Source organism: Lacunimicrobium album (assembly GCF_052161635.1).
Classification (GTDB): domain Bacteria; phylum Planctomycetota; class Planctomycetia; order Planctomycetales; family Planctomycetaceae; genus SXPC01.
Window position 1 is genome coordinate 5360114 of record NZ_CP197413.1, and the last position, 20418, is coordinate 5380531.

General features: G+C 54.5%; 21 protein-coding genes. 19 read left to right on the forward strand and 2 right to left on the reverse strand.

Translation table 11 applies throughout. The annotated features are described in order from the left end of the window. Positions 1 to 16: 16 nt before the first annotated feature. From rplV to SH248x_RS21640, 18 genes are all read left to right on the forward strand, one after another. Positions 17 to 361 carry a large ribosomal subunit protein uL22 gene (gene rplV / locus SH248x_RS21555; RefSeq protein WP_459556395.1) on the forward strand — a complete coding sequence of 115 codons (345 nt, stop codon included), beginning with the start codon at positions 17 to 19 and terminating at the stop codon, positions 359 to 361. A gap of 51 nt (positions 362 to 412) precedes the next feature. Beyond that, positions 413 to 1114 (forward strand): small ribosomal subunit protein uS3, encoded by a 702-nt coding sequence (gene rpsC / locus SH248x_RS21560; RefSeq protein WP_459556396.1) that lies wholly within the window; start codon positions 413 to 415, stop codon positions 1112 to 1114. Continuing rightward, positions 1053 to 1472 carry a large ribosomal subunit protein uL16 gene (gene rplP / locus SH248x_RS21565; RefSeq protein WP_459556397.1) on the forward strand — a complete coding sequence of 140 codons (420 nt, stop codon included), beginning with the start codon at positions 1053 to 1055 and terminating at the stop codon, positions 1470 to 1472. Before rpsC ends, rplP begins: the two co-directional genes overlap by 62 nt. Positions 1473 to 1609: 137 nt before the next feature. Further along, positions 1610 to 1813 (forward strand): large ribosomal subunit protein uL29, encoded by a 204-nt coding sequence (gene rpmC, locus SH248x_RS21570; protein ID WP_459556398.1) that lies wholly within the window; start codon positions 1610 to 1612, stop codon positions 1811 to 1813. Between the two features lie 84 nt (positions 1814 to 1897). Beyond that, on the forward strand, positions 1898 to 2194 hold the full coding sequence (gene rpsQ / locus SH248x_RS21575; RefSeq protein WP_459556399.1) for a small ribosomal subunit protein uS17: 297 nt from the start codon (positions 1898 to 1900) through the stop codon (positions 2192 to 2194). Between the two features lie 95 nt (positions 2195 to 2289). Then, positions 2290 to 2658, forward strand: a complete 369-nt coding sequence (gene rplN, locus SH248x_RS21580; RefSeq protein WP_459556400.1) for a large ribosomal subunit protein uL14 — start codon at positions 2290 to 2292, stop codon at positions 2656 to 2658. A gap of 4 nt (positions 2659 to 2662) precedes the next feature. Beyond that, on the forward strand, positions 2663 to 3019 hold the full coding sequence (gene rplX / locus SH248x_RS21585; RefSeq protein ID WP_459556401.1) for a 50S ribosomal protein L24: 357 nt from the start codon (positions 2663 to 2665) through the stop codon (positions 3017 to 3019). 59 nt (positions 3020 to 3078) lie between these two features. Then, positions 3079 to 3633 carry a large ribosomal subunit protein uL5 gene (gene rplE, locus SH248x_RS21590; protein WP_459556402.1) on the forward strand — a complete coding sequence of 185 codons (555 nt, stop codon included), beginning with the start codon at positions 3079 to 3081 and terminating at the stop codon, positions 3631 to 3633. Between the two features lie 99 nt (positions 3634 to 3732). After that, a complete protein-coding gene (gene rpsH / locus SH248x_RS21595) occupies positions 3733 to 4128 on the forward strand; it encodes an uS8 family ribosomal protein (RefSeq protein ID WP_459556403.1) in 396 nt (131 codons plus the stop codon). A 65-nt stretch (positions 4129 to 4193) separates the two neighbouring features. Then, positions 4194 to 4739, forward strand: coding sequence for a 50S ribosomal protein L6 (gene rplF / locus SH248x_RS21600; RefSeq protein ID WP_459556404.1), 546 nt, complete (start codon positions 4194 to 4196; stop codon positions 4737 to 4739). A gap of 149 nt (positions 4740 to 4888) precedes the next feature. After that, positions 4889 to 5254: a 50S ribosomal protein L18 gene (gene rplR / locus SH248x_RS21605; RefSeq protein ID WP_459556405.1), complete on the forward strand. Its 366-nt coding sequence runs from the start codon at positions 4889 to 4891 to the stop codon at positions 5252 to 5254. 48 nt (positions 5255 to 5302) lie between these two features. Continuing rightward, complete coding sequence (gene rpsE, locus SH248x_RS21610; protein ID WP_459556406.1) at positions 5303 to 5851, forward strand: 30S ribosomal protein S5; 549 nt, start codon at positions 5303 to 5305, stop codon at positions 5849 to 5851. A gap of 152 nt (positions 5852 to 6003) precedes the next feature. Further along, the gene (rplO, locus tag SH248x_RS21615; protein WP_459556407.1) at positions 6004 to 6480 is read left to right on the forward strand and encodes a large ribosomal subunit protein uL15; all 477 of its coding nucleotides are present in this window, start codon (positions 6004 to 6006) and stop codon (positions 6478 to 6480) included. Between the two features lie 163 nt (positions 6481 to 6643). After that, positions 6644 to 8014, forward strand: a complete 1371-nt coding sequence (gene secY / locus SH248x_RS21620) for a preprotein translocase subunit SecY (RefSeq protein WP_459556408.1) — start codon at positions 6644 to 6646, stop codon at positions 8012 to 8014. Positions 8015 to 8140: 126 nt separating this feature from the next. Further along, positions 8141 to 8908 (forward strand): type I methionyl aminopeptidase, encoded by a 768-nt coding sequence (map, locus tag SH248x_RS21625; protein WP_459556409.1) that lies wholly within the window; start codon positions 8141 to 8143, stop codon positions 8906 to 8908. Positions 8909 to 9172: 264 nt separating this feature from the next. After that, entirely contained in the window at positions 9173 to 10117 is a 945-nt protein-coding gene (locus SH248x_RS21630; RefSeq protein ID WP_459556410.1) for a cation diffusion facilitator family transporter, read from the forward strand. 85 nt (positions 10118 to 10202) lie between these two features. Continuing rightward, positions 10203 to 10901 carry a lysophospholipid acyltransferase family protein gene (locus SH248x_RS21635; RefSeq protein WP_459556411.1) on the forward strand — a complete coding sequence of 233 codons (699 nt, stop codon included), beginning with the start codon at positions 10203 to 10205 and terminating at the stop codon, positions 10899 to 10901. A 142-nt stretch (positions 10902 to 11043) separates the two neighbouring features. After that, positions 11044 to 11784: a polysaccharide deacetylase family protein gene (locus tag SH248x_RS21640; protein ID WP_459556412.1), complete on the forward strand. Its 741-nt coding sequence runs from the start codon at positions 11044 to 11046 to the stop codon at positions 11782 to 11784. Between the two features lie 157 nt (positions 11785 to 11941). On the opposite strand, the gene SH248x_RS21645 is transcribed toward SH248x_RS21640, so the two are convergent. After that, the gene (locus SH248x_RS21645; RefSeq protein ID WP_459556413.1) at positions 11942 to 15478 is read right to left on the reverse strand and encodes a hypothetical protein; all 3537 of its coding nucleotides are present in this window, start codon (positions 15476 to 15478) and stop codon (positions 11942 to 11944) included. 593 nt (positions 15479 to 16071) lie between these two features. Here SH248x_RS21645 and SH248x_RS21650 point away from each other — a divergent pair. Continuing rightward, entirely contained in the window at positions 16072 to 19182 is a 3111-nt protein-coding gene (locus SH248x_RS21650; RefSeq protein WP_459556414.1) for a sigma 54-interacting transcriptional regulator, read from the forward strand. Positions 19183 to 19252: 70 nt separating this feature from the next. Here the strand turns inward: SH248x_RS21650 and SH248x_RS21655 are convergent, their stop codons facing one another. Beyond that, entirely contained in the window at positions 19253 to 20251 is a 999-nt protein-coding gene (locus tag SH248x_RS21655; protein ID WP_459556415.1) for an A24 family peptidase, read from the reverse strand. Positions 20252 to 20418 lie beyond the last annotated feature (167 nt).

A 20418-nucleotide genomic window follows, 5' to 3' on the forward strand; every position in this document is an offset into this window, starting at 1 on the left:
TCAAGGTTCTCCTCAGATGGCTGAGATCAAAGCGACCCACCGATTTGCCAGAATTTCGGCAACAAAGGTTCGTCCTTTCACCAAAATCATCACTGGCATGACTGTTCAAGATGGACTGAACCAGCTTCGTTTCACACCCAACCGTGGTGCGAAGATGCTGGAGAAGGTTCTCAAGAGCGCCGTAGCCAACGCTGAGGATCGCGGTGCACGCAACGTTAACTCGTTGAAAATCAAAGACGCCCGTGCTGACGGCGGTCCTATGTTTAAACGCATGCGACCTGGTTATCGCGGGATGGGATACATGATCAAGCGTCGTTTCGCTCACATTCAGGTGACCGTTGACGCTCCAGATGCACAATAAAGGATGTCCACAGGCTCGTCGCCTGTGAAACCCTCAATAGAGAGATAACTCATGGGTCAGAAGACACGACCTACCGGATTTCGAGTCGGAATCGTTGAAGACTGGCGCAGCCGCTGGTACGCCCCTAAACGGGAGTTCGGCCAGCTGCTGATGGAAGACATCAAGATCCGTACGTTTGTCAAGAACAAATATAAGTTCGCTGGCATCGCACAGGTCATCATTGAACGGACTCGTGACCACGTCAACGTGCACCTGCACACGGCTCGTCCCGGTCTGATCATTGGTCGTAAAGGTCAAGAAGTCGACAAGCTCAAAGGTGAGCTTGAAGTTCTGACCGGCCGACGCATGGAACTCAAGATTGTCGAGCTGTCGAATCCGTTTCACAGCGCGAAACTTGTTGCCGAAGATATCGCCCAGCAACTTGAGAAGCGCGGCAGCTTCCGACGGGCCATCAAGAAGGCAGCAGAGCAAGTCATGGAAGCTGGTGCAGCTGGGGTGAAAATCCTGCTGTCTGGCCGACTCGGTGGGGCTGAAATGTCTCGCCAGGAAAAGATCATTCGCGGATCGATTCCGCTCTCGACCCTGCAGCGTCACGTGGACTATGGCTTTGCCAGTTCATTGACGACGATGGGTATCATTGGTGTCAAAGTTTGGATCGATCACGGTAACTACAAAGACGAGGAGAGCAGCGATGGCTCTGATGCCAAAGCGGGTCAAGTATCGAAAAAGCCAAAGAGGTCGCATAAGAGGTAACGCGACTCGGGGCAATCGCATTGCCTATGGCGACTGGGGCCTTCAAGCTCTTGAGCCGGGTCACATTACTGGAAAAACGATCGAAGCCTGCCGGATTGCTGCTAACCAGTACATCCGCGGTGAGGGAAAGCTCTACATTCGTATCTTCCCGCATAAACCTATCACCTCTCGCCCACTCGAAACACGGATGGGTAAAGGTAAGGGGGAAGTCGATCGCTGGGTTGCCGTCATCAAGCCAGGTGCGATGCTCTTCGAGATCGCCGGTGCATCTAAGGATGCTGCCATGGCCTGTTTCGCACGCGTCAGCCACAAACTGCCGATCAAGACACGAATGGTGAATCGTCAGCCGGGCATGTAATCTGCCCGATCGACATTTTCCTGAGTACTCAACGAAGGGACCGCTCTCGGTCCCTTTTATTACTGAGTAACATCACTATTATATCCGCTACCACCAATAGCGATTCAAACCGGAATTGACCTGTCGGAACCGTGACCATGTCCAAAGCCAAAGAGATCCGTGAACTCAGCGACGAGCAGCTCTCCCTGACGTTGACTGAGAGTCAGCGCGAGTTGTTCAACCTGCGTTTCCAAAGTGCAGCCGAGAAAAAGTCTGCCCCCAGCGAAATGCGTAAGCTTCGTCGCAACATTGCACGCATCAACACGATTCAGCGTGAGCGTGCTCTCGCTGCCACCAAGTAATCTCGGCCAAACCACTTCGGCACAGCCTCGGATATTGACAGTTCCAGCCACTCACAGCTTAAGACTCTCACAGTAGCCTGACTTATGAAAAAGAAACTGATCGGCACCGTCGCCAGCGACAAGATGAACAAGACTCGACGCGTTGAAGTCGATCGACGTTTTGCTCACCCTATGTACGGCAAGATCGTCTCACGACGAACTGTCTGTCACGTCCACGACGAAGAGAATGTTTCTAAGCTGGGTGATAAAGTCGAGATTGAAGAATCTCGTCCGATGTCAAAGACGAAACGATGGGCTCTTGTCCGCGTTGTCCAGGCTGCCAGTGCTGCTGAAAATGTTTACGTGAAAGCAGTCGAAGGATCCGAACAGGCTCCTGAGTAGTTTCGACTGTTTCCTTTATCAAGATACCAGACAATAGACCAAATCGGCTGGCCTCTCGAGTGATCGACCAGCATCGCCGGAGCGGGGATTGACACATGATTTACATGCAAACCATTCTCGATGTCGCAGATAACACGGGCGCAAAGACTGCTCGTTGTATCCGCGTCCTCGGCGGTACTCGTCGCCGCTGTGCCAGCATCGCCGACATTATTGTCGTCTCAATTCAAAAGACGATCCCAGGCAGCAACGTCAAAAAAGGCACTGTTGCCCGGGCCGTTATCGTTCGTACTAAAAAGAAATCGCGCCGTGCTGATGGCAGTTATGTCCGCTTCGATAAGAACGCGATTGTTCTGATCGACAAAGACGGTAACCCACGCGGTACTCGTATCTTCGGTGCTGTTGCCCGTGAGCTGCGTGAAAAACGATTCATGAAGATTGTCTCTCTGGCCAGCGAGGTCGTGTAGTTCCATGAAGATCAAAAAAGGTGACTCGATCGTCGTCGTCTCAGGCGATGACGCCGGTAATACTCCCAAACGTGTCCTCGAAGTCCTCGCAAAGGGTGAAAAGGTTCTCGTGGAAGGCGTTAACGTTGTTTTCAAGCACGTCCGCAAAGGCCATCCAAAGAGCCCTGCCGGCGGTCGCTTGCAACTCGAAAAGCCAATTCACAGCTCGAACGTCATGTTCTACTGCGAAGGTTGTTCGAAGCCAACACGCCTCGGATATCGCTTCACAACTGACGGAAGCAAGGAACGCTTCTGTAAGAAGTGCAGCAAATCTGCAGGAATCGTCAGCCCAGCCAAGACCAAATACGCTCAGAGCAAGTAGTTCCGCAGCGAGCTCATACTTTCGACGACATTCAGCGACCAGGATTTTAGAGGCCGATCATGGCTAGACTTCGCGAACAATACAACAAGACGATCCTGCCCGAACTCAAAAAAGAGCTCGGTCGCGAGAATCCTCACGCCATTCCCAAGCTCGAGAAAATCATCATCAGCATGGGACTGGGTAAGTCTCTCCAGGACCGCAAGCGTCTGGAAGAGGCAGTCGAGCATATGGGGCAGATCGCAGGTCAAAAGCCTCAGATCACCCGCTCGAAGAAAGCAGTCGCCGGTTTCAAGCTGCGTGAGAATCTTGAAGTTGGATGCCGCGTGACTCTTCGCGGCCAACGGATGTATGAATTTCTGGATCGCCTGATTACTCTGGCTCTCCCACGAGTTCGCGACTTCCGCGGTATTAATCCAAACTCATTCGATGGTAACGGCAACTATAGCTTCGGTCTGACCGAGCAGATGGTTTTCCCGGAAATCAACGCTGACGTCGCCAAGTACACGCAGGGTTTGAATATCACCATCGTCACCAGCGGCCGTGACAATGGCGAGTCTCGCCTCCTGCTGACCAAGTTCGGTATGCCGTTCCGCAAAGACGTCAAGCTCAAGTAATCTCCGTACAATATTATCTCAGCACAGTATTTAATTCATCGCAGTAGACACACTGGTCCGCATCGCGGGCCCTTCGATGGTTCCGAGGATTTCTGTCCCATGATGACCGACCCAATCGCCGATATGCTCACCCGCATCCGCAACGGTGTTGCCGTTGAGCGTCCGTTCGTTGATATGCCCTATTCTCGTGAGAAGAAGGGTATCGCCGAGGCTCTGCAACGCGAAGGTTATATCTGGGACTTCGAAGTTGTTGAACAGCCTCCGCAGAATGTGCTTCGCATCAACCTGAAATATGGTCCTAACGGCGAGAAAGTGATTCAGCACGTCGAGCGAGTCAGCAAGCCTGGACGTCGTGTCTACACAGAGATCACCAAGCTGAAGCAGGTCATGCAGGGCATGGGTGTCACGATCCTGTCGACAAACAAAGGCATTCTCAGCAACCGCGAAGCCAAGGCTCAAAACGTCGGCGGCGAAGTCCTCTGCCAGATTTACTAAGTCTTGCTTCCGAGATTATTCCCAGCAATCACTGTATCTGACTTACGCAGCAATCGAGACTGATCATGTCGAGAATCGGAAAACAACCCGTCGTGGTCCCAAAGAACGTCGAAGTGACGCTCAAGGGAAACCATATCACCGTCAAAGGGCCTCAAGGCACTTTGGAGATGGACGCTCACCCGAACATGAAGGTGACCTACGCTGCTGACAGCCGTGAAGTGACCGTCGAGCGTCCTAATGACAATCGCGACAACCGTGCTCTTCATGGTTTGACTCGTAACCTGATCAATAACATGGTCAGTGGCGTTGTTAACCTGTATGAGAAGCGTCTGGAAGTCGTCGGTGTCGGTTATCAAGCCACGATGAAGGGTAAGGCAATCAGTCTTCAGGTCGGTTTCGCCAACGCGATCGTCCTGCCTGTTCCGCCCAATGTCAGCTGTGAATGCCCATCAGCCACGCTGGTCGTCATCAAGAGCACTGACAAGCAGGCTGCTGGACAGTTCGCCGCTGATATTCGCCGAGTCCGTCCGCCAGAACCCTATAAAGGTAAAGGCATCCGCTACTCTGGCGAGAAAATCCGCCGGAAGGCAGGAAAGGCGTTCGCCAAGTAATGGCAGACGCCGTATTGCGTTCTCGCTTGGCAATTGCTTTCAGTTTGATATAGTGGGAACTTTTCCCAACCCGCCTCACGGTGGGAACTTGATCCGTCTTATGAGGCGGTTCACCTCAGCAGCACTATCGCAGTTCACCTGGTGACCTAATGAAACTCCGAGCCCGTATCGTCAAACGCCGCACCCGAAGAACTTTTCGGGTTCGTAACACACTGCGTGCGTCTGGCCAATTGCGTCTGTCGGTCTTCCGCAGCAATCGCCATATCTATGCTCAAATCATCGACGATGAGGCTCAACAGACTCTCGTTTCTGCGAGCACGATGGAGTCTTCCATCGGCGGTTCTGGCAAGTATGCTGGAACCGTTGCGATGGCTCAGTCGATTGGCAAGCTGATTGCTGAGCGAGCCAAAGAAAAAGGTATAACCAAGGTTGCCTTTGATCGCGGTCCTTATCGCTATCACGGCCGCGTTCTTGCCTTGGCTGAAGCCGCTCGCGAAGGCGGGCTGGAATTCTAATTCCTCACAAAACACAAGTCTGATTGATAAGCGACACGGAGCATTCCCTTGGCTAACGAAACTGGTTCCGAATCACAATCTGAAGGTGGTGGTGGCCGCGAGCGACGCGGACCACGTGAACCGCGCGAATCTCGTGGTGGTTCTGATGAGCAGGTCGTCCAAATTCGACGCTGTGCTTGCGTGGTCAAAGGGGGCCGTCGCTTTAGCTTCGCAGCCATGGTTGTTGTTGGTAACCGTGATGGAGAAGTGGGTTGGGGCTACGGCAAGGCTGTCGAAGTTCCAGTCGCTGTCGACAAAGCCACGAAGTACGCTAACCGCAAGCGAGTTCGCGTTCCTCTTCGTGGTACGACCATTCCTCACCAGGTTGAGGGTCGTTTCGGTGCAGCTCGCGTCCTGCTGCTGCCAGCGAGCCCAGGTACTGGGATCATCGCCGGTGCCAGCGTTCGTGCTGTTGTTGAGTCACTCGGCATCAAAGATATTCTGACCAAGGCTCGTGGTTCAACCAACCCGGTCAATCTGGTCAAAGCCACCTTCGATGGGCTTCTCAAGCTCCGCACGAAGGAAGAAGTCTCCCGCCTTCGCGGTGTTGACCTCTAAGACAATTCAGTTATTAATTCGTAGTCACCGCATTCATCTGGATGCGGTTTCTGCCGTTTGAGACAGCAGACAAAAGTCTTCTCTCCGGCACTGTAACTAAGCTTTACTGTTACTAAGCTTTTTAGTGTGACCAAGCCTTTAGGTATCCAGCCATGATCATTAACGACGTCCACCAGGGAATTACCAAACACAAGCGTCCAAAACGCCGTGGTAAAGGTATCGGCTCTGGTATGGGTAAGACTGCTTCGCGCGGTCACAAAGGTCACAGCAGCCGCTCGGGTCACGCTGCACGCCGCGGTTTCACTGGCGGTCAGACTCCACTTTACATGCGAGTCGCCAAGCGTGGTTTCAATAACCGCTACAACGCAGAAGTCGTCAAAATCATCAACCTCTCTCAACTCGATGAGATGTTCAATGACGGTGACGTTGTCAATCCACAAGTTCTCGCCGAGCGTAGTATCATCAAAGGTAACTACGACGTGCTGAAGATCCTCGGCAACGGCGAGATCTCTAAGAAGATCACCGTTCATGCTCACCGCTTCTCCGGTTCTGCCATCGAGAAGATCCAGAAGGCTGGCGGAACAATCGAGCAACTGATTGTTCTCACGAAGTCGACTGAGAACAAGTAATCGACTTGATCGTCAAACATAGCCCGGCTTGCCCGGGCTTTTTTTATTGCCGAAATCGTGTTTCTTGGCTTGGTGAAATTGGGACAACCCATTATCTTTAGTGATGCTGCTCAGAGGATGTTGAGTAGCCACGCCCTGTCATCTACCTACGCAAAGCTGAATCATGTTTGACAAGCTCGTCACAGTTTTCCGCATTCCAGAACTCCGCCAGAAGATCTTCCTGACGATGATCTTGCTGGCTGTCTACCGCATGGGTTACTGGCTGCCTCTTCCGATGGTCAATCAGGAAGTGTTCGCCGAGACGATGAACCAGTACAAGCAGAATGGTTCTGATGGCGGTTTCGCTCAAGTGATCCAGATGGTCTCGCTGTTCTCTGCATCGAGCATTGGCAACGCGACGATTTTCGGTCTTGGGATCATGCCCTACATTTCTGCATCGATTATCTTCCAACTGCTTGGGACGGTTTATCCGCCTCTTGAGAAATTGCAGAAGGAAGGAGAGGCAGGACGCCGCAAGATCAACGAGTATACTCGCTATGCGACCGTTCTGATTTGCCTGGTGCAGAGTTACTTCTGGATGGGCGGGCTTAATAGTGGCTTGGGAAGTGGACAGAACCTGCTCCTGGAGGGCTATAACTCGCAGTTCTATCTTGTTCTTGGCGCCTTCATCATGACGACGGGAACAGTCTTCTTGATGTGGCTGGGTGAGCAGATTGATGAATTCGGTATCGGCAACGGAATCAGCCTGCTGATCATGGCTGGTATTCTGGCCCAGATGCCAACTGCTGGTTGGGAGCTGATCCGTCCTGCGTTTGAAGAAGGGATTGGCCTGGGAACTCAGGCTGGTGTTGATCGCCTGCTTCTGCTGGCGATCCTCTTTATTGCGGTGGTTGTTGGTGTCATCGCGATTACTCAAGGTCAACGTCAGATCCCCATCCAGTCTGCCAAGCACGTTCGCGGCGGCCGGATGATGGGTGGCAATCGTCAGTTCCTTCCGCTGAAGGTCAATCAGTCGGGCGTGATGCCAATCATCTTCGCGTCCAGCCTGCTGATGATTCCTTACTTCCTCTTCACCTTCCTGGTGAACACCTTCCCGAATGTTGGCTTCTTCCGCATGCTCAACTCAGCATTCGGTGATCGCGGCCTGATTTACAACCTCTGTTTCGTCGGTCTGATTTACTTCTTCTGCTACTTCTGGACAGCGATCACCTTCAACCCGAAGGACATGGCTGAGAACCTGAAGGATTACGGCAGCTTCATCCCAGGTTACCGTCCCGGTGCACGTACTGCGTCTTACCTTGAGCAGGTTATGGTTCGTATCACCTATGTTGGTGCGGGCTTCCTGGCCATTATTGCCATCATCCCGACCATCGTTGCTCAGTCTCTGGGGATCCCGTTTCTGATCGCCAGCTTCTACGGTGGAACCGGTCTGCTGATCGTCGTTTCCGTCGGTCTGGACCTGGTTCAGAAGATCGATTCTCACCTCGTCATGCGAAACTACACAGGTCTGCTTGAACCAGAACAGGAACGCTAATCCCGTTTCTTCTGCACGGCACGCCTGAACGCAAATGATGGAGAATCCTGTCGGCATACCGGCAGGATTTTCTTTTCCCATCGTGAATTTTCCTACTGTGATTTTTGACAACGCCTGATATCCCCCATGATCCAGCTGAAAAGTCGACGCGAGATTGAGAGAATGCGACTCGCAGGTCGCCTGGTTGCAGAGGCTCACAGCATCGCTCGCAGCATGTGTCTGCCCGGGATTCGTACGATCGAGATCGAGAACGAGCTCGAAGCACTCTTCGCCAAACACAATGCCCGTCCGCTCTTCAAAGGCTATCCTGGCGAAGTCCCCTTCCCGGCTGTCACCTGTATCTCAGTGAATGAGGAAGTCGTCCACGGCATCCCCGGACCGCGCGTTCTGCGAGAAGGTGACATCGTCAGCATCGATACCGGTTGCGAACTCAATGGCTGGTGCGGCGACTCTGCCTGGACGTATCCCGTGGGCAAGGTGAATGCCGAATGCAAGAAGCTGCTCGAAGTCGGTGAAGCAGTCCTCATGAAAGCAATTCAGGAAATCCAGCCAGGCAAGAAGTGGTACGAAGTCGCCGCTCAGATGGAAAAGATCGTCCATGCAGCCCGCTTCTCGCTGGTGGAAGACTTCGTCGGACATGGCATCGGTAAAGAGATGCACGAAGAGCCGCAGGTTCCGAACTACCAGGATCTCGCACACCCGAAAGAAAACTTCCGACTCCAGGTCGGCATGGTGCTCGCCATCGAGCCGATGATCAATGCCGGCAGTAAAGATGTCGGCATCACGGATGACTATTGGACCGTCATCACACTCGACGGCAAGCCCTCCGTCCACTTCGAACACACCGTCGCCGTCACAACCAGCGGCGCGGACATCCTCACGCTGCCTGGCTGACCGTAGGGTCCGCTGTGCGGACCGTTGCTCGCTGAATCATCACTGAAAGGCGTGCTGAAGCCTTTTAAGACCGATACTGACTATTTCAACATCCATGCCGATTGACGGTCCGCACAGCGGACCCTACGTGAACGGTATCCCACACTACCGCGTAGTAGACGCTACGGCGGCTTTCCCGCTGTTACAACCCATTCACTTCCGCATACCGCTTACGAGACGTAAGATCTCTCAGCCGATCATGGTATTCGTTTCCAAGGAGCCTGCGTGTCTATTTCCGAGCCTTCCGCCCAGATGCTCAGACACCAGAAGCGTCCCGAACGGACTCTGATCTACCGCGACGCGATCCGCGCCTCCTGGCTGGGCATCGTCGCCAACCTCGGCCTCGGCCTCGTCAAACTGATCTCGGGGATTGTGGGGAATTCCTTTGCTCTCATTTCCGATGCGTTCAACTCAATCGGCGATGCGATGACCTCGATCGCCGTCCTCTCCGCGCTGAAGATCGCCCAGCGCCCCGCCGACAATGAACACCCTTACGGCCATACGCGCGCCGAAGCCATCGCTGCCTCGAACGTGGCTGTCGTCGTATTTGTCTCGGCGACGCTGATTGGCTACGAAGCGATCCGCCGGATGATGTCGACCGCTCCCGTTGAGCCTCTGGCGGGCTGGACCGTTCTGGTCGCGGCGGCGAACATGATCATCAAAGAAGGGTTGTTCCGCTACAAAATGAACGTCGGCAAAAAGACCGGCTCGATGTCTATGATCGCGAACGCCTGGGATCACCGTAGCGATGCACTCTGCTCACTCGCAGTCCTTATCGGGCTGTCCATCCTGCTGATTGGCGGCCCTCAATATGCCTGGGCTGAGAAAGCAGCCGCGATCGTCGTTGCAGTCGGGATCATGTATTCGAGCATCCATCTTTACCGCGCCTCCGCTGCCGAACTGATGGACCCTCAGGCCAGCGAAGAAATGGTCAACGAGATCCTCAAGGTCGCCCAGCAGGATCCCGACGTCGCGAATGTAGAAACGCTTCTCGTCCGCAAGACAGGTCTTGAATACCTGATCGATATCCATATCGAAGTCGATGGCAGCCTCACCGTCAAAGATGGTCATGATATCGGCCACCGCGTCAAGAAAAGCCTTTTAGATGCCTTCCCGAATGTACTCGACGTGCTGGTTCACCTCGAACCGCATCCGCACGATCACCCGTAGATCTCGCTTGAAGATCGATCTACGCGCCTCTTCGCCGATTTGCTAAAAAACGCTTTTCGTACTCCCAAGGATGGGGCTGTTTCCGATGAAAATCCGCTCTCGTACGCTCACCATTGTTGCAATCTGGCTGATGGTCAGAGGCTTGCGCATGCTTTATGCGACCTGCCGTAAGAAATACCTTGTTGTTCGGCAGGGAACGAACCCTTACGAACGCTCGAATCAGCATTACATCATGAGCCTGTGGCACGATGAAATCCTGATGGCTGTTTTCTCGGGCCATACGATTGATGTCGCGGGCCTGGTCAGTCGTCACCGTGATGGCGGTTATCTGGCCGATGCGATGAAAATGGTCGGGATTCACCCGATCCGCGGCTCCAGTAAGCGTGGCGGCTCGCAAGCGATGGCGGAGATGATCCAGATCGCGGATAATCATCATATTGCGATCACGTCCGATGGTCCTCAAGGGCCTCGCCATCGTGCCAAGCAGGGAATCGTCTTCCTGGCTTCCAAGACAGGCCGAGAGATCGTTCCGACCGCAGCGACCTGCCACCGAGGCTGGCGCATCAAGGGCAGCTGGACAGATATGCTTCTCCCTAAACCCTTTACGACGATTTATTATGCCACCGGCGAACCCTTCAAAGTCCCGGCCGATGCCTCTCGCGAACAGATCGAGCAATACGTCCTCCGACTGGAAGACGCGATGGCAGAAATTGGACATAAAGTCAAAGAAGCAGCTGGCTTCAAGTGCCCTCCAGAATACACTTCGTTCCGCAAAGCCTCCTGACGAAACTATTTAGCCGCCGGTGGGTCACCGAGAGTAATCCGCAACCATTCAAAACCCGCCGCAGCCCAAAAAGCCGCCCGTCAAACGACGCGAAAATTGCCTAAATCCCCTTGCTCGCCCAACCGATAAGACAGGAGTCGACATGTTCAATCGGGGGCGACAAGTCATGCGCGATCAACTGGGAACTTATCTGCCACGCGTCATCATGCCGCTGCTGGGATCGGAGCACGTCTTCTATCAGCTTCCCAAAGACGCCGATGCACCGTTTGGCAATCTCCCGCAGACCCGCTTCACGCCGCATTCCCCCGCCCAACCAAGTCACAAGCGACTCTCACTGACCTTTGACGACGGTCCGCATCCTGTCAGCACTCCCATGCTGCTCGAGATCCTCGACCGCTACGACATTAAAGCGACCTTCTTTCTGATCGGCTCGAATGCCTTGCGTTATCCTGATCTCGTGCAGGAGATCGAGCGACGAGGTCACGTCATTGGCAATCACTCGTACTCGCATCCCTACGGGTGGAAGGTCTCCTCACTCGAGCTGATTCGAGACTTCCACAAAGGCTTATTGGCGCTCACAAAGATGACGTCCCGGCCGATCCGCTGGCAGCGTCCCCCTTATGGCAACCTGACCAACAAGATGGTCGTCTGGGGGGTGCGTCAGGGAATTGAAACGCTGCTCTGGGACCTGGTCATCTCCGACTACAACCCGACATCCGACTATGACCTGCTGAAAAAATTCTTCCTAGCCAAACTTCGCAATCGCTCGATCGTCTGCATGCACGACAACGACGTTTCTGTGCATTACACACCCAGACTTCTCGCGGAGACGATCCCCCAGCTGCTTGATGAGAACTGGCACTTCCAGTCACTCGCGGCGTAACGACGAATGCCCGCCTTTCTGCAGATCACAAAAGTCGTGCCATGCTCACAGCTTTGGATGAGCATGCTGCTTCGTTTGACGTTGGAGCGTTCAGAACATGCTTGCCCGAAGCCGCAAGCATGGCACGTTGAGAATTAAAACACTACAACACCTCGTGTTACTTGTTCATCTCGGGTTGGGTTCCTGTCGTCCCGATCAGTTGCTCGAGATAAGACTCGCTTTCGATTTCTTCGAGCTGCTCCGTGACCCACAAGCGGCGCTGCTTCAGGTTCATTCTCTCCACGGTACGGGTTCGTGTGGGATCGTTGATGATCTCATCGAGCGCCATCAAGTGACGCTGCATCAGTTTCTTCTCCACGCGCTGACGCTCTTTGAGGCGGGCCTGATACCAGTCGCTGGAAAGAGTTGCTTCCCGGGTAAACAGGGAGCGGACGGTTGGGTCATTGATCGATTTGCCGTTCCAACTGCCTTCCGCCATGACGTGAATCAGGACTTTCAACGGCGGGCAGAGGTCTTCGTACGTCCCATCCTTCAGGTACGTCTGGGCAACCGTCTTGTGGGCATGGCAGATATACTTGATGCCGTCGATATAGGCGTCGCGATCCTGTGTCTCAGGCTTGAGAATCTTCTCGTCGAACACGTATGACGGGTTATCAAAAATCCGCCCGAAGTATTGCGAAATGAAGCGATCCGTAATGCGATAACCGAGGCGGCTAGCGAGCACGGTCTCGCCACCTTCTTCAAAGTCATCGAGCTTCTCGAGGCAACCGTTCTCGATCAGATGCTTGGCATTTCGTTCTTCTTCAGTCAGTCGACACCAGACTTCCGGCACTAACAAACTGACGTCGTGATCGACCTGGATCTCAGGGCCAATGTGACCTGCTGCAGACGAGAACGCACCCAGCCCCGTCAGCACATAACTCAGATACGCGGCATTCAGATCTGCGGCTGTCTGCAGGGCATTGAAGGGGCCTTTCGTGAGCGCCCCTTCGCTGCCAAAGCCGGTCGTCGATGGGCTTTTCCCGGTCAGAGAACAGATGAAGTCCATGAACAGCTCAGGGAGTTCCTGATAATGAATCGGGTTGTAAACAGCCAGGCCGCGAATGCCCGCTGCTGCATCGGGCGGGTTGTTGCGGCGTCCAGCGAGGACTGCGTTGACCGGCGTGTAAACCGCCTGATCCGGCTTGAGAGCCCGGTACAGTCGCAGGCTACGATCCGCGACGTAACGCTGGAACGGATCGACCATGTCGGGACGATCCTGCAGGTAACGCGGGTTCTTGCTCAGCTTGCCATCGATCTGTCGAGGATTCGCGGAACAGACAACGTACTTCGCCGACTCGTCTTCCAGCATCGAGGTCAGCAGCGTCTTCATTGGAAGGCTGAAGGCATCGAAGTCGACCACATGCTCGGCCATGCTTTGAATCTTATCGCGCGTCAGCGGCTCGAAGTTCGAGATGAAGTTATTTGCTTTGGCGAGGTCAGCTTCAGCCTGTTTGTCGAACCCGCGGTGAATCGCTTCATCGGGCCGCTGAAAGAGACGGTACTCGCAGTTGATGAGAAACTTGTGACTGACGTCAGCCGTGAGAGCAGCGGATTTGCCATCGAACATCGTTCCCGGCACGACTGTCGACGCAGAGATATCGTCCTCGGTCTGAATCTTCGTCGCGGCTGCGAAGTCCTGACGCAGCTTATAGGTTCGCCACTTTTGCGGACCGAAGAACCCCACGCGCAGGTAGGTTCCGACCAGACTGCGATCACGGAACTTCAACTCATGACCAGGGTGGCCGTTGACGATGTCGACGCCGAAGAAGTCTTTCCAGCGCTTCGCCCAGTTGGCTTCCTCGAACCGCTTGATGATGAAGACCATCGAGAGAATGTGATCAGGAATGGACTTGAGCCAGGCATTGTAATCGTCGTTGTAATCCGACGAAGGGGTCAGCAGTTTAATGACGCTGCCGAGCGTTCTTTTCGGGCCAAGGATCGCGCGAGACTCGCGGTTGGAGTAGTCGGGCTTCTCATCGTAGTTTTTGTTCCAGCGATTCCGGTAATCCGCTTCGAAGATCTCCTGGACGAACTTGGAGTCCTTCTCGAAATCGGCAATGTAAAGCGGTCCGTAGTGCATGTAGTCGTTGAGTGACTTACTGATCTCACTTTTCCCACCACCGCTGACCGTGCAGGGCTTGTGACAGAAGGTCCCTTCTGCGACGGTTCCGATCAATCTCCAGCTGGGAGCATTAGGATGCTTCTCCATCCTCAGCTTGTACCCGCTGGGGGCCATGTAGACATGACCGGGAAGGATGGGGATGTCGTGCCATTGTTCCCCGGACTGCCAGCGGATGCGCTGATCTTTGAGGGAAGCGAATGCTTCTTCGTGGATGTAGATCAGGTTGGGGTAAAGCTTGTCGACGCCGTAGCCTTCAGGATGGACGTGCATCGTATCGCCGTAATCCTCGACGACGTCAGCGAAGGTGCGCCCGTTGTAACGCATGCTGTTGGCTTTGAAGGTATCGCCCAGGCTGTAACTCGGAAACGCAATCGCACCGCCGGCATGCTCTTCTTCCGAGTTGCCATACAGGTTGGTCGCGAAACTGATCTGGGTTTTGACTTCTTTTTTACAGTAGCCAAAGTAATTGTCGGCGATCAGCGTGACGATGACGCCGGAGGCATCCCGACAGGTGATCTTGAAGGCCTGACCGTCGTTGTAAAGCTCGCCCGCGTCCTGCCAGCACATGCGATCGCGACGCTGACGCTCGTTAGCATCGTCCCAGTGCGGCAGGCCGAGGCTCTTCTTGGTTGCTTCCAGTAATTGTGGTGCAAGGATGACGCAACCCGTGTGTCCGGACCAGTGTTCGACATCGAGCGCCGCATCGCGGTCCGGCAGCAGAGGATTGCCAGCATTGCCGAAAATCGATTCAACGAAGTCGAGGTTACTGACCCACGATCCCGGTGCAAAGAATCGGATCTCCATCGACTTGTGAGGAGAAACGCCCGGGACTTCCGGCGAAACGAGCGGACGAAGGTAAAGGGAAACAAAAGTCTCTGCCTTATTCGCCAGCTTTGACGTGAACGGCAGCTGCTGAAGTTCGCCGGACGGCTTCATCGCCAGTTGGAACAGCTTGTAAAAGACCGCCTTCGGGACCGCTCGTTTGTCACCGGCGATGGGTAATCCCCCTTCGGTGACGTGAAACGTGCCCGAGGTGGTCCGTCGGTCGCTGAGCGGGTTGTGTAACACGCCGTTCTTCAGGCGGTACGAACTGACGTAGCGATTCTCATAGAGAGCCTCATTCACAGGCAGTGAAAGGACACGAGCGACGCCGTGCCGGTCCAGAATCAATGACTGATTCGGCAGTCGCAGCGCCTCACCTGGGACATCGGAGAAATAGTTCTTAAGGAACGACTCGATTCGCTGATCGACCGGACACCGCTGATGACTGAGAATCCGGCTCTGCTCCCGATTGACCGCCAGCAGGCTTTCGGCCATCTCACTGACTTCGCCGAACTCAGGCAGCGAAACGGTCGGCAGTCCCAACGCCATGAGCAGAAGATTCGCATGCACCTTCTGTTGAGACTCGGAAAAACTTCCTTCGAAGCCTTCAGTACTTTGTTCGCCCAATGCTTTCAGACGGTCCAACCCGTAAACCGACACCACTTCATTACGTGAACCTGGGGTGGACGATACAGCTGGCCGATTCATGAGCAATCCATCAGTTCAAAGGTGTCGACATTTCAGAGCGCGCAACCAATGCATTGAATCACAAGCCACCCACTGTGGCAACCATCATCAAGAGACTCTTAACCAACGAATCGAAATAAGCAGTCAGAGTAGAAGCATCGTATTTCGACTATTCGTAGCAAGGTACCTGTCTTCACATGTCCGGAGGCTGTCTTGCCAACCTTGCCGACGTCAGCGCATAAAAAAACCTCGGAGAGGCATGTCTGAAGATTCTCTGGAGAGCAAAATGTGCAGTTGTCTGTCTGCGCTCAGGGGGACCGAGGTGCTCTCATCTGTCAGTCATGCCAACTCCGAGGGGCTGGGTACTGAATTACTGTTGCGAATGGCGCGCCAAGAATACAAGGCGTAACCCAAAGTACGTCGAATTATACTTGATAGCATCTCGTAAAGCATTTTACAGTAGAGTATTAGGGGAAATCACAGCGGAAATGTTAGCGAGCCAAATCATATTGAGAAATATTGAAAGCATTACAATAAACCCTTTTCGGCGCTGCTTCGGCGCTGTAAAATCGACGAACAAGCGTCGTCGGCGCTGACGAAATGGGCGCTCAATTATGAAACACAACTCAACATTCGTTCTGCATCTCCTCGCGGGACTAGGCATTTGCGTCTATACCGTCGCGGTGCTGGTCTACGTTGCGTCGAGTCCTGACATCCGTTTACGTGCTCTTTTGACCAGTCAACGGATGCCCGAAGACACACCGGCTGACATGGAGGGAATCGAGATCCGCAAAGTTCTGGTCAAATCAGCACTGGAGAGCGACGTCGATCTCGAATATTTCGGCGAAATGCCACGTGTGGGCGACTACCTCATCAGCATCGCTGACCTGCCGACTCGCTCGTTTACTGAGTATTCCAAAGCACTCTCCAAGTTACGCGGCATGGAAACCGGGGACCGATCGTTAGGTCCCAAAGAAGATCCACTCTCAGTGGATAACCTTGGCTCATCGCGCCCCCTGGCGAAAATCGAATCCGCATTACAGGGGATGCCCGCTCGAAAAATTGTCCGCGTCAAGTTCTGGCGAGAAGGCTGGAAAACGCCTCGTTCCTCCTGGCTCGTGCTTCATCCGATGCCCATCGTCGAGATCATGGTGACGCTGGCCTGGTTTGCACTTCAGCTGGCGATTTTTGCTGTCTCGCTGCTGGCGTTGTGGAATCGCCCCAAAGATAAGTCGACGCGTCTCTTCTATCTGACCTGCCTGACGACCATGGGAGCATTCGTCGGCGGATTCCACTGGTGGGTTATCGCGGGGAATCCCTGGCTGACCATTCCCTTTGTCGTCTGTGCGACACTGCTGCCTGTCATCTCATTGAAATTCTTCTGCCACTATCCTGACACGAAGCCCATCGTCACGCGAATGGGTGTCACGCTGAATGTCGTCCTCTATGGACTGGCGGCTGTGTACTGTCTGGCGATGGTGGTCTGTATCGGAGTGGCGGAGTGGAGTTACGACGACAACGTCCCGAGCGTCGCGAACCAGTGGGTCGGGTTCCTGCGAATCCTGATCTACAGTTATCTGGCACTCGCGGCTGTCCTTTACTTGGCCAGTCTGGCCTGCCTGGTCGATTCGTACCGTCATGCCCGCAATGTCATCGAGAAAAAGCAGATCAGCTGGATTCTCTGGGCAGCGGTCGCGTCGACAATTCTTGTCATCTACTCGGTCTTCATCGGAATCCAGGATCCCGTCGAGTTTGCACTGGGGCAATCGCGCATTCCCATGTTCCTGGTCAGCTTGTCGTTTTCGATGGCCTATGCCATCGGCATCGCCCGTTACCGCCTGATGCTCGTTGATCAGCTCATCAACCGTGGAGTGATGTACTACTCCGTTGGTTACGGCGTGACGATTGCCTTCTCCTTACTGATCGCAGTCGGGTTCCTTGTCGCGGGCAATCAGGGAGTCGTTCCGCCGCACAAATCGATTCCGATCATCGGCTTGTTGATGCTTTCAATCGCGATGATGTTGATCCTCCGAGACCTCGTCCTCAAAGCAATCGATCAACGCTTCTTCAGCGAAAAGTATCAACTGGGCAAAGCGATCAACCAGATGAACGTCCCGGTCGGGCGCCTCGTTGATCGCGAACTTGTCGCAGGGCGCATGCTGGCGAACTGTCGCGATGTCCTGGGAGTCACCTCGGCTCGACTTTACTTGGCGGATGCGAAAAACCAGATGTTCAAGCTGGTCGCATCACAGGGTCCCGTCAATCAGCCAGCGTCGTTCACGCTGGATTCCCACCTGTTGCAGTCACTCAAGCAGAGTTCGTCCCTGCAGTGGACGACGCCGCTCAACCGACAAACGCAGACCCCCGTTCAGGCGTTTCTGAAAGAAGTGAATGCCCAACTGGTCCACGCCCTCGATATGGGTGACGAGATCTCCGCGATCGTGGTCCTTGGCGGGAAAAGAACGGGGACATCGTTCACCGCAGAAGACGTGACTTACCTGCGAACAATGTCGCAGATGACCGGCGTCGCGCTGACTTGTGCGAAGATCCAGAGTAACGTCGTCATCATGAACGAACAGCTGGAGCGGAAAGATCGCAAGATTGAAAACCAGAAGCAGCAGATCGCCGCCTTGAATCAGGAACTCGCCCGTCTGACCGTCACCAAGCCAGCCGTCGTGATTGAGCAGGGACCAGATTTCAAACGCAGCGAGATCGTTGGTTCCAGTCCCGCGCTCGTGCGGGTACTCGAAGATTCTCGCAAGATCGCGCTCAGCGAGTCGACCGTCTTGATCCGCGGCGAAAGCGGAACCGGCAAGGAACTTCTCGCAAAAACGATCCACGAGAACAGCCCGCGACGCACAGGACCTCTCGTCAGTGTGCATTGTGCAGCCCTGTCACCGACGCTGCTGGAGAGCGAACTTTTCGGGCATGCCAAAGGTGCCTACACCGGTGCGGTTAAAGATCGCGTGGGACGCTTCGAAGCCGCCCAGGGGGGAACGCTGTTCCTCGACGAAATCGGCGACATCACGATGGAAACTCAGATCAAGCTGCTGCGAGTTCTGCAGGAACGTCGCTTCGAGCCCGTTGGAAGTACCAAGTCGATCGAAGTCGATGTCCGTCTCGTCACCGCGACTCACCAGAATCTCGAAGCCTTGATCAAAGCAGGCAAGTTCCGGGAAGACCTTTTCTATCGCCTCAACGTCATTTCGGTCACCATGCCGCCGCTGCGGGATCGCCCCGAGGACCTGCCGGAACTCGTGATGCACTTCCTGCAGAGCATCGCAGCACGCCGCAATACCCCCGTCCTCAACATGGACGATGACGCGTTTCTGCGACTGTGTCGACACGCCTGGCCGGGCAATATCCGCGAACTGGAAAACGCGATCGAGCGTGCGGTTGTGCTCTCGGATGGACAGTCAATTCGCTCCGAGCAGTTCGACTTCCTCGGCGAACCCGACTTTGATGAACCACAGACCTGGAGCCGCCCCTCAACGCCTGCCCTTACCGCCGCTGCCGCCGCGCCACGTCGTCTCATTCTCAACGAAGACGACGCGACAGGCGATCGTCGCTATACGTCCTATTCCACATCCACCTCGGCCAGTGAAACAGCTCAACTCCTCGCAGCCCTCGATGCCGCCGGTGGTAACAAAGCGCAAGCAGCCCGCCTGCTCGATATGCCGCGAAGTACCTTCTACAGCAAGCTGAAAAAACACGGACTGGATTAAACTCTCCCGCGTGCCACTGGCTCCGCCAGTGTCTTCCATGCGGTCCCGAAGGCAGAGAGCCCAATCGTTCTCACGCCGCTGCGGGCTTGGATATCAGCTTCGTCGTCATGCTGGTCAGAAACCCCAGAACGATGGCGGTTCCGATGACCACATAACTTTGCTTGAGGGTCAGAGATTCCAAGGGGATGTCTGTCTTGTCGAACAGACTCCAGGTGAGCAAGAACAGTGTGACGGCACACAGCAGCGCGATGCCCGTCGGAAAACGCGATTGAATCTTCTGCACAATCAGCGCGAGAATCGCCGCAAAGGTCATCAACAGACCCACCTGCCAGCCAAGATAGCAACCAATGAGAAACAGCATCTGCGCCATCAGAAGTCGCTGCGACAGGCTCGCGAAGTGACACGCCGCAGGAATGATCAAGGCAACGCACAGCGACATCGACGCATTCAGACACCAGTGCAGGGCAGCGGTCTGATACGTCGTTTTCTGCTCGAGGCCCGATAAGCCGGGGACCAGTGACAACGGCATCGTCTCGGGCATGAGTAACGTATAAACAAAGGACAAGACCAGCGTGAAGATCGTCAATCGAGCGGGAACGCTCTCGCGATCCCAGTCGATGAGAGCCATCCCGAATAGAAAGTAAAGCAGCGTGATATGACGAACGTAAATCGTCAGCAGTTCACAACCAGGAAGTTCCGTCAGCCAGTCGCCGTTGTGCTTGGGAAACCAGTTCGGAAGATTCGCTCCGTGGCTGACAACTTCGATAAGGAAAAACGTCGCGAAAGTGACCGCAGCGATCGACTCGACGATCGGATAACGCGGCGATATCGGCAAGGCGCATGCTCGACATTTCCCACGCAGTTTGATCCAGCCAAGGATCGGGATATTGTCCTGAAACAGGATCGGCGTATTGCACTTCGGACAATACGACCCACCCAGCGCGAGAGGCTTATTGCGCGGCATCCGCCACACAACAACATTCAGAAAGCTGCCAAAGGATCCCCCGAGGGCAAAGAACCACGCAGTAAAAAATCCGCCCGTAAGCCAGGCCATCAGCTGTTCAGACATGCGGAGATCGTCGGGAAAAAATGAATGCGGAAAGATGACAAGGAATAGGAAGTCATGATGTCAGATGTTAAGAGTGGGGGCAAGGAAGATGCTTGACGACTTAGGACATCGGACAGGAATGTCGCTGTTTAGTCGTACTCCTCATTTGTTGGTGGCAGTTGCGTATC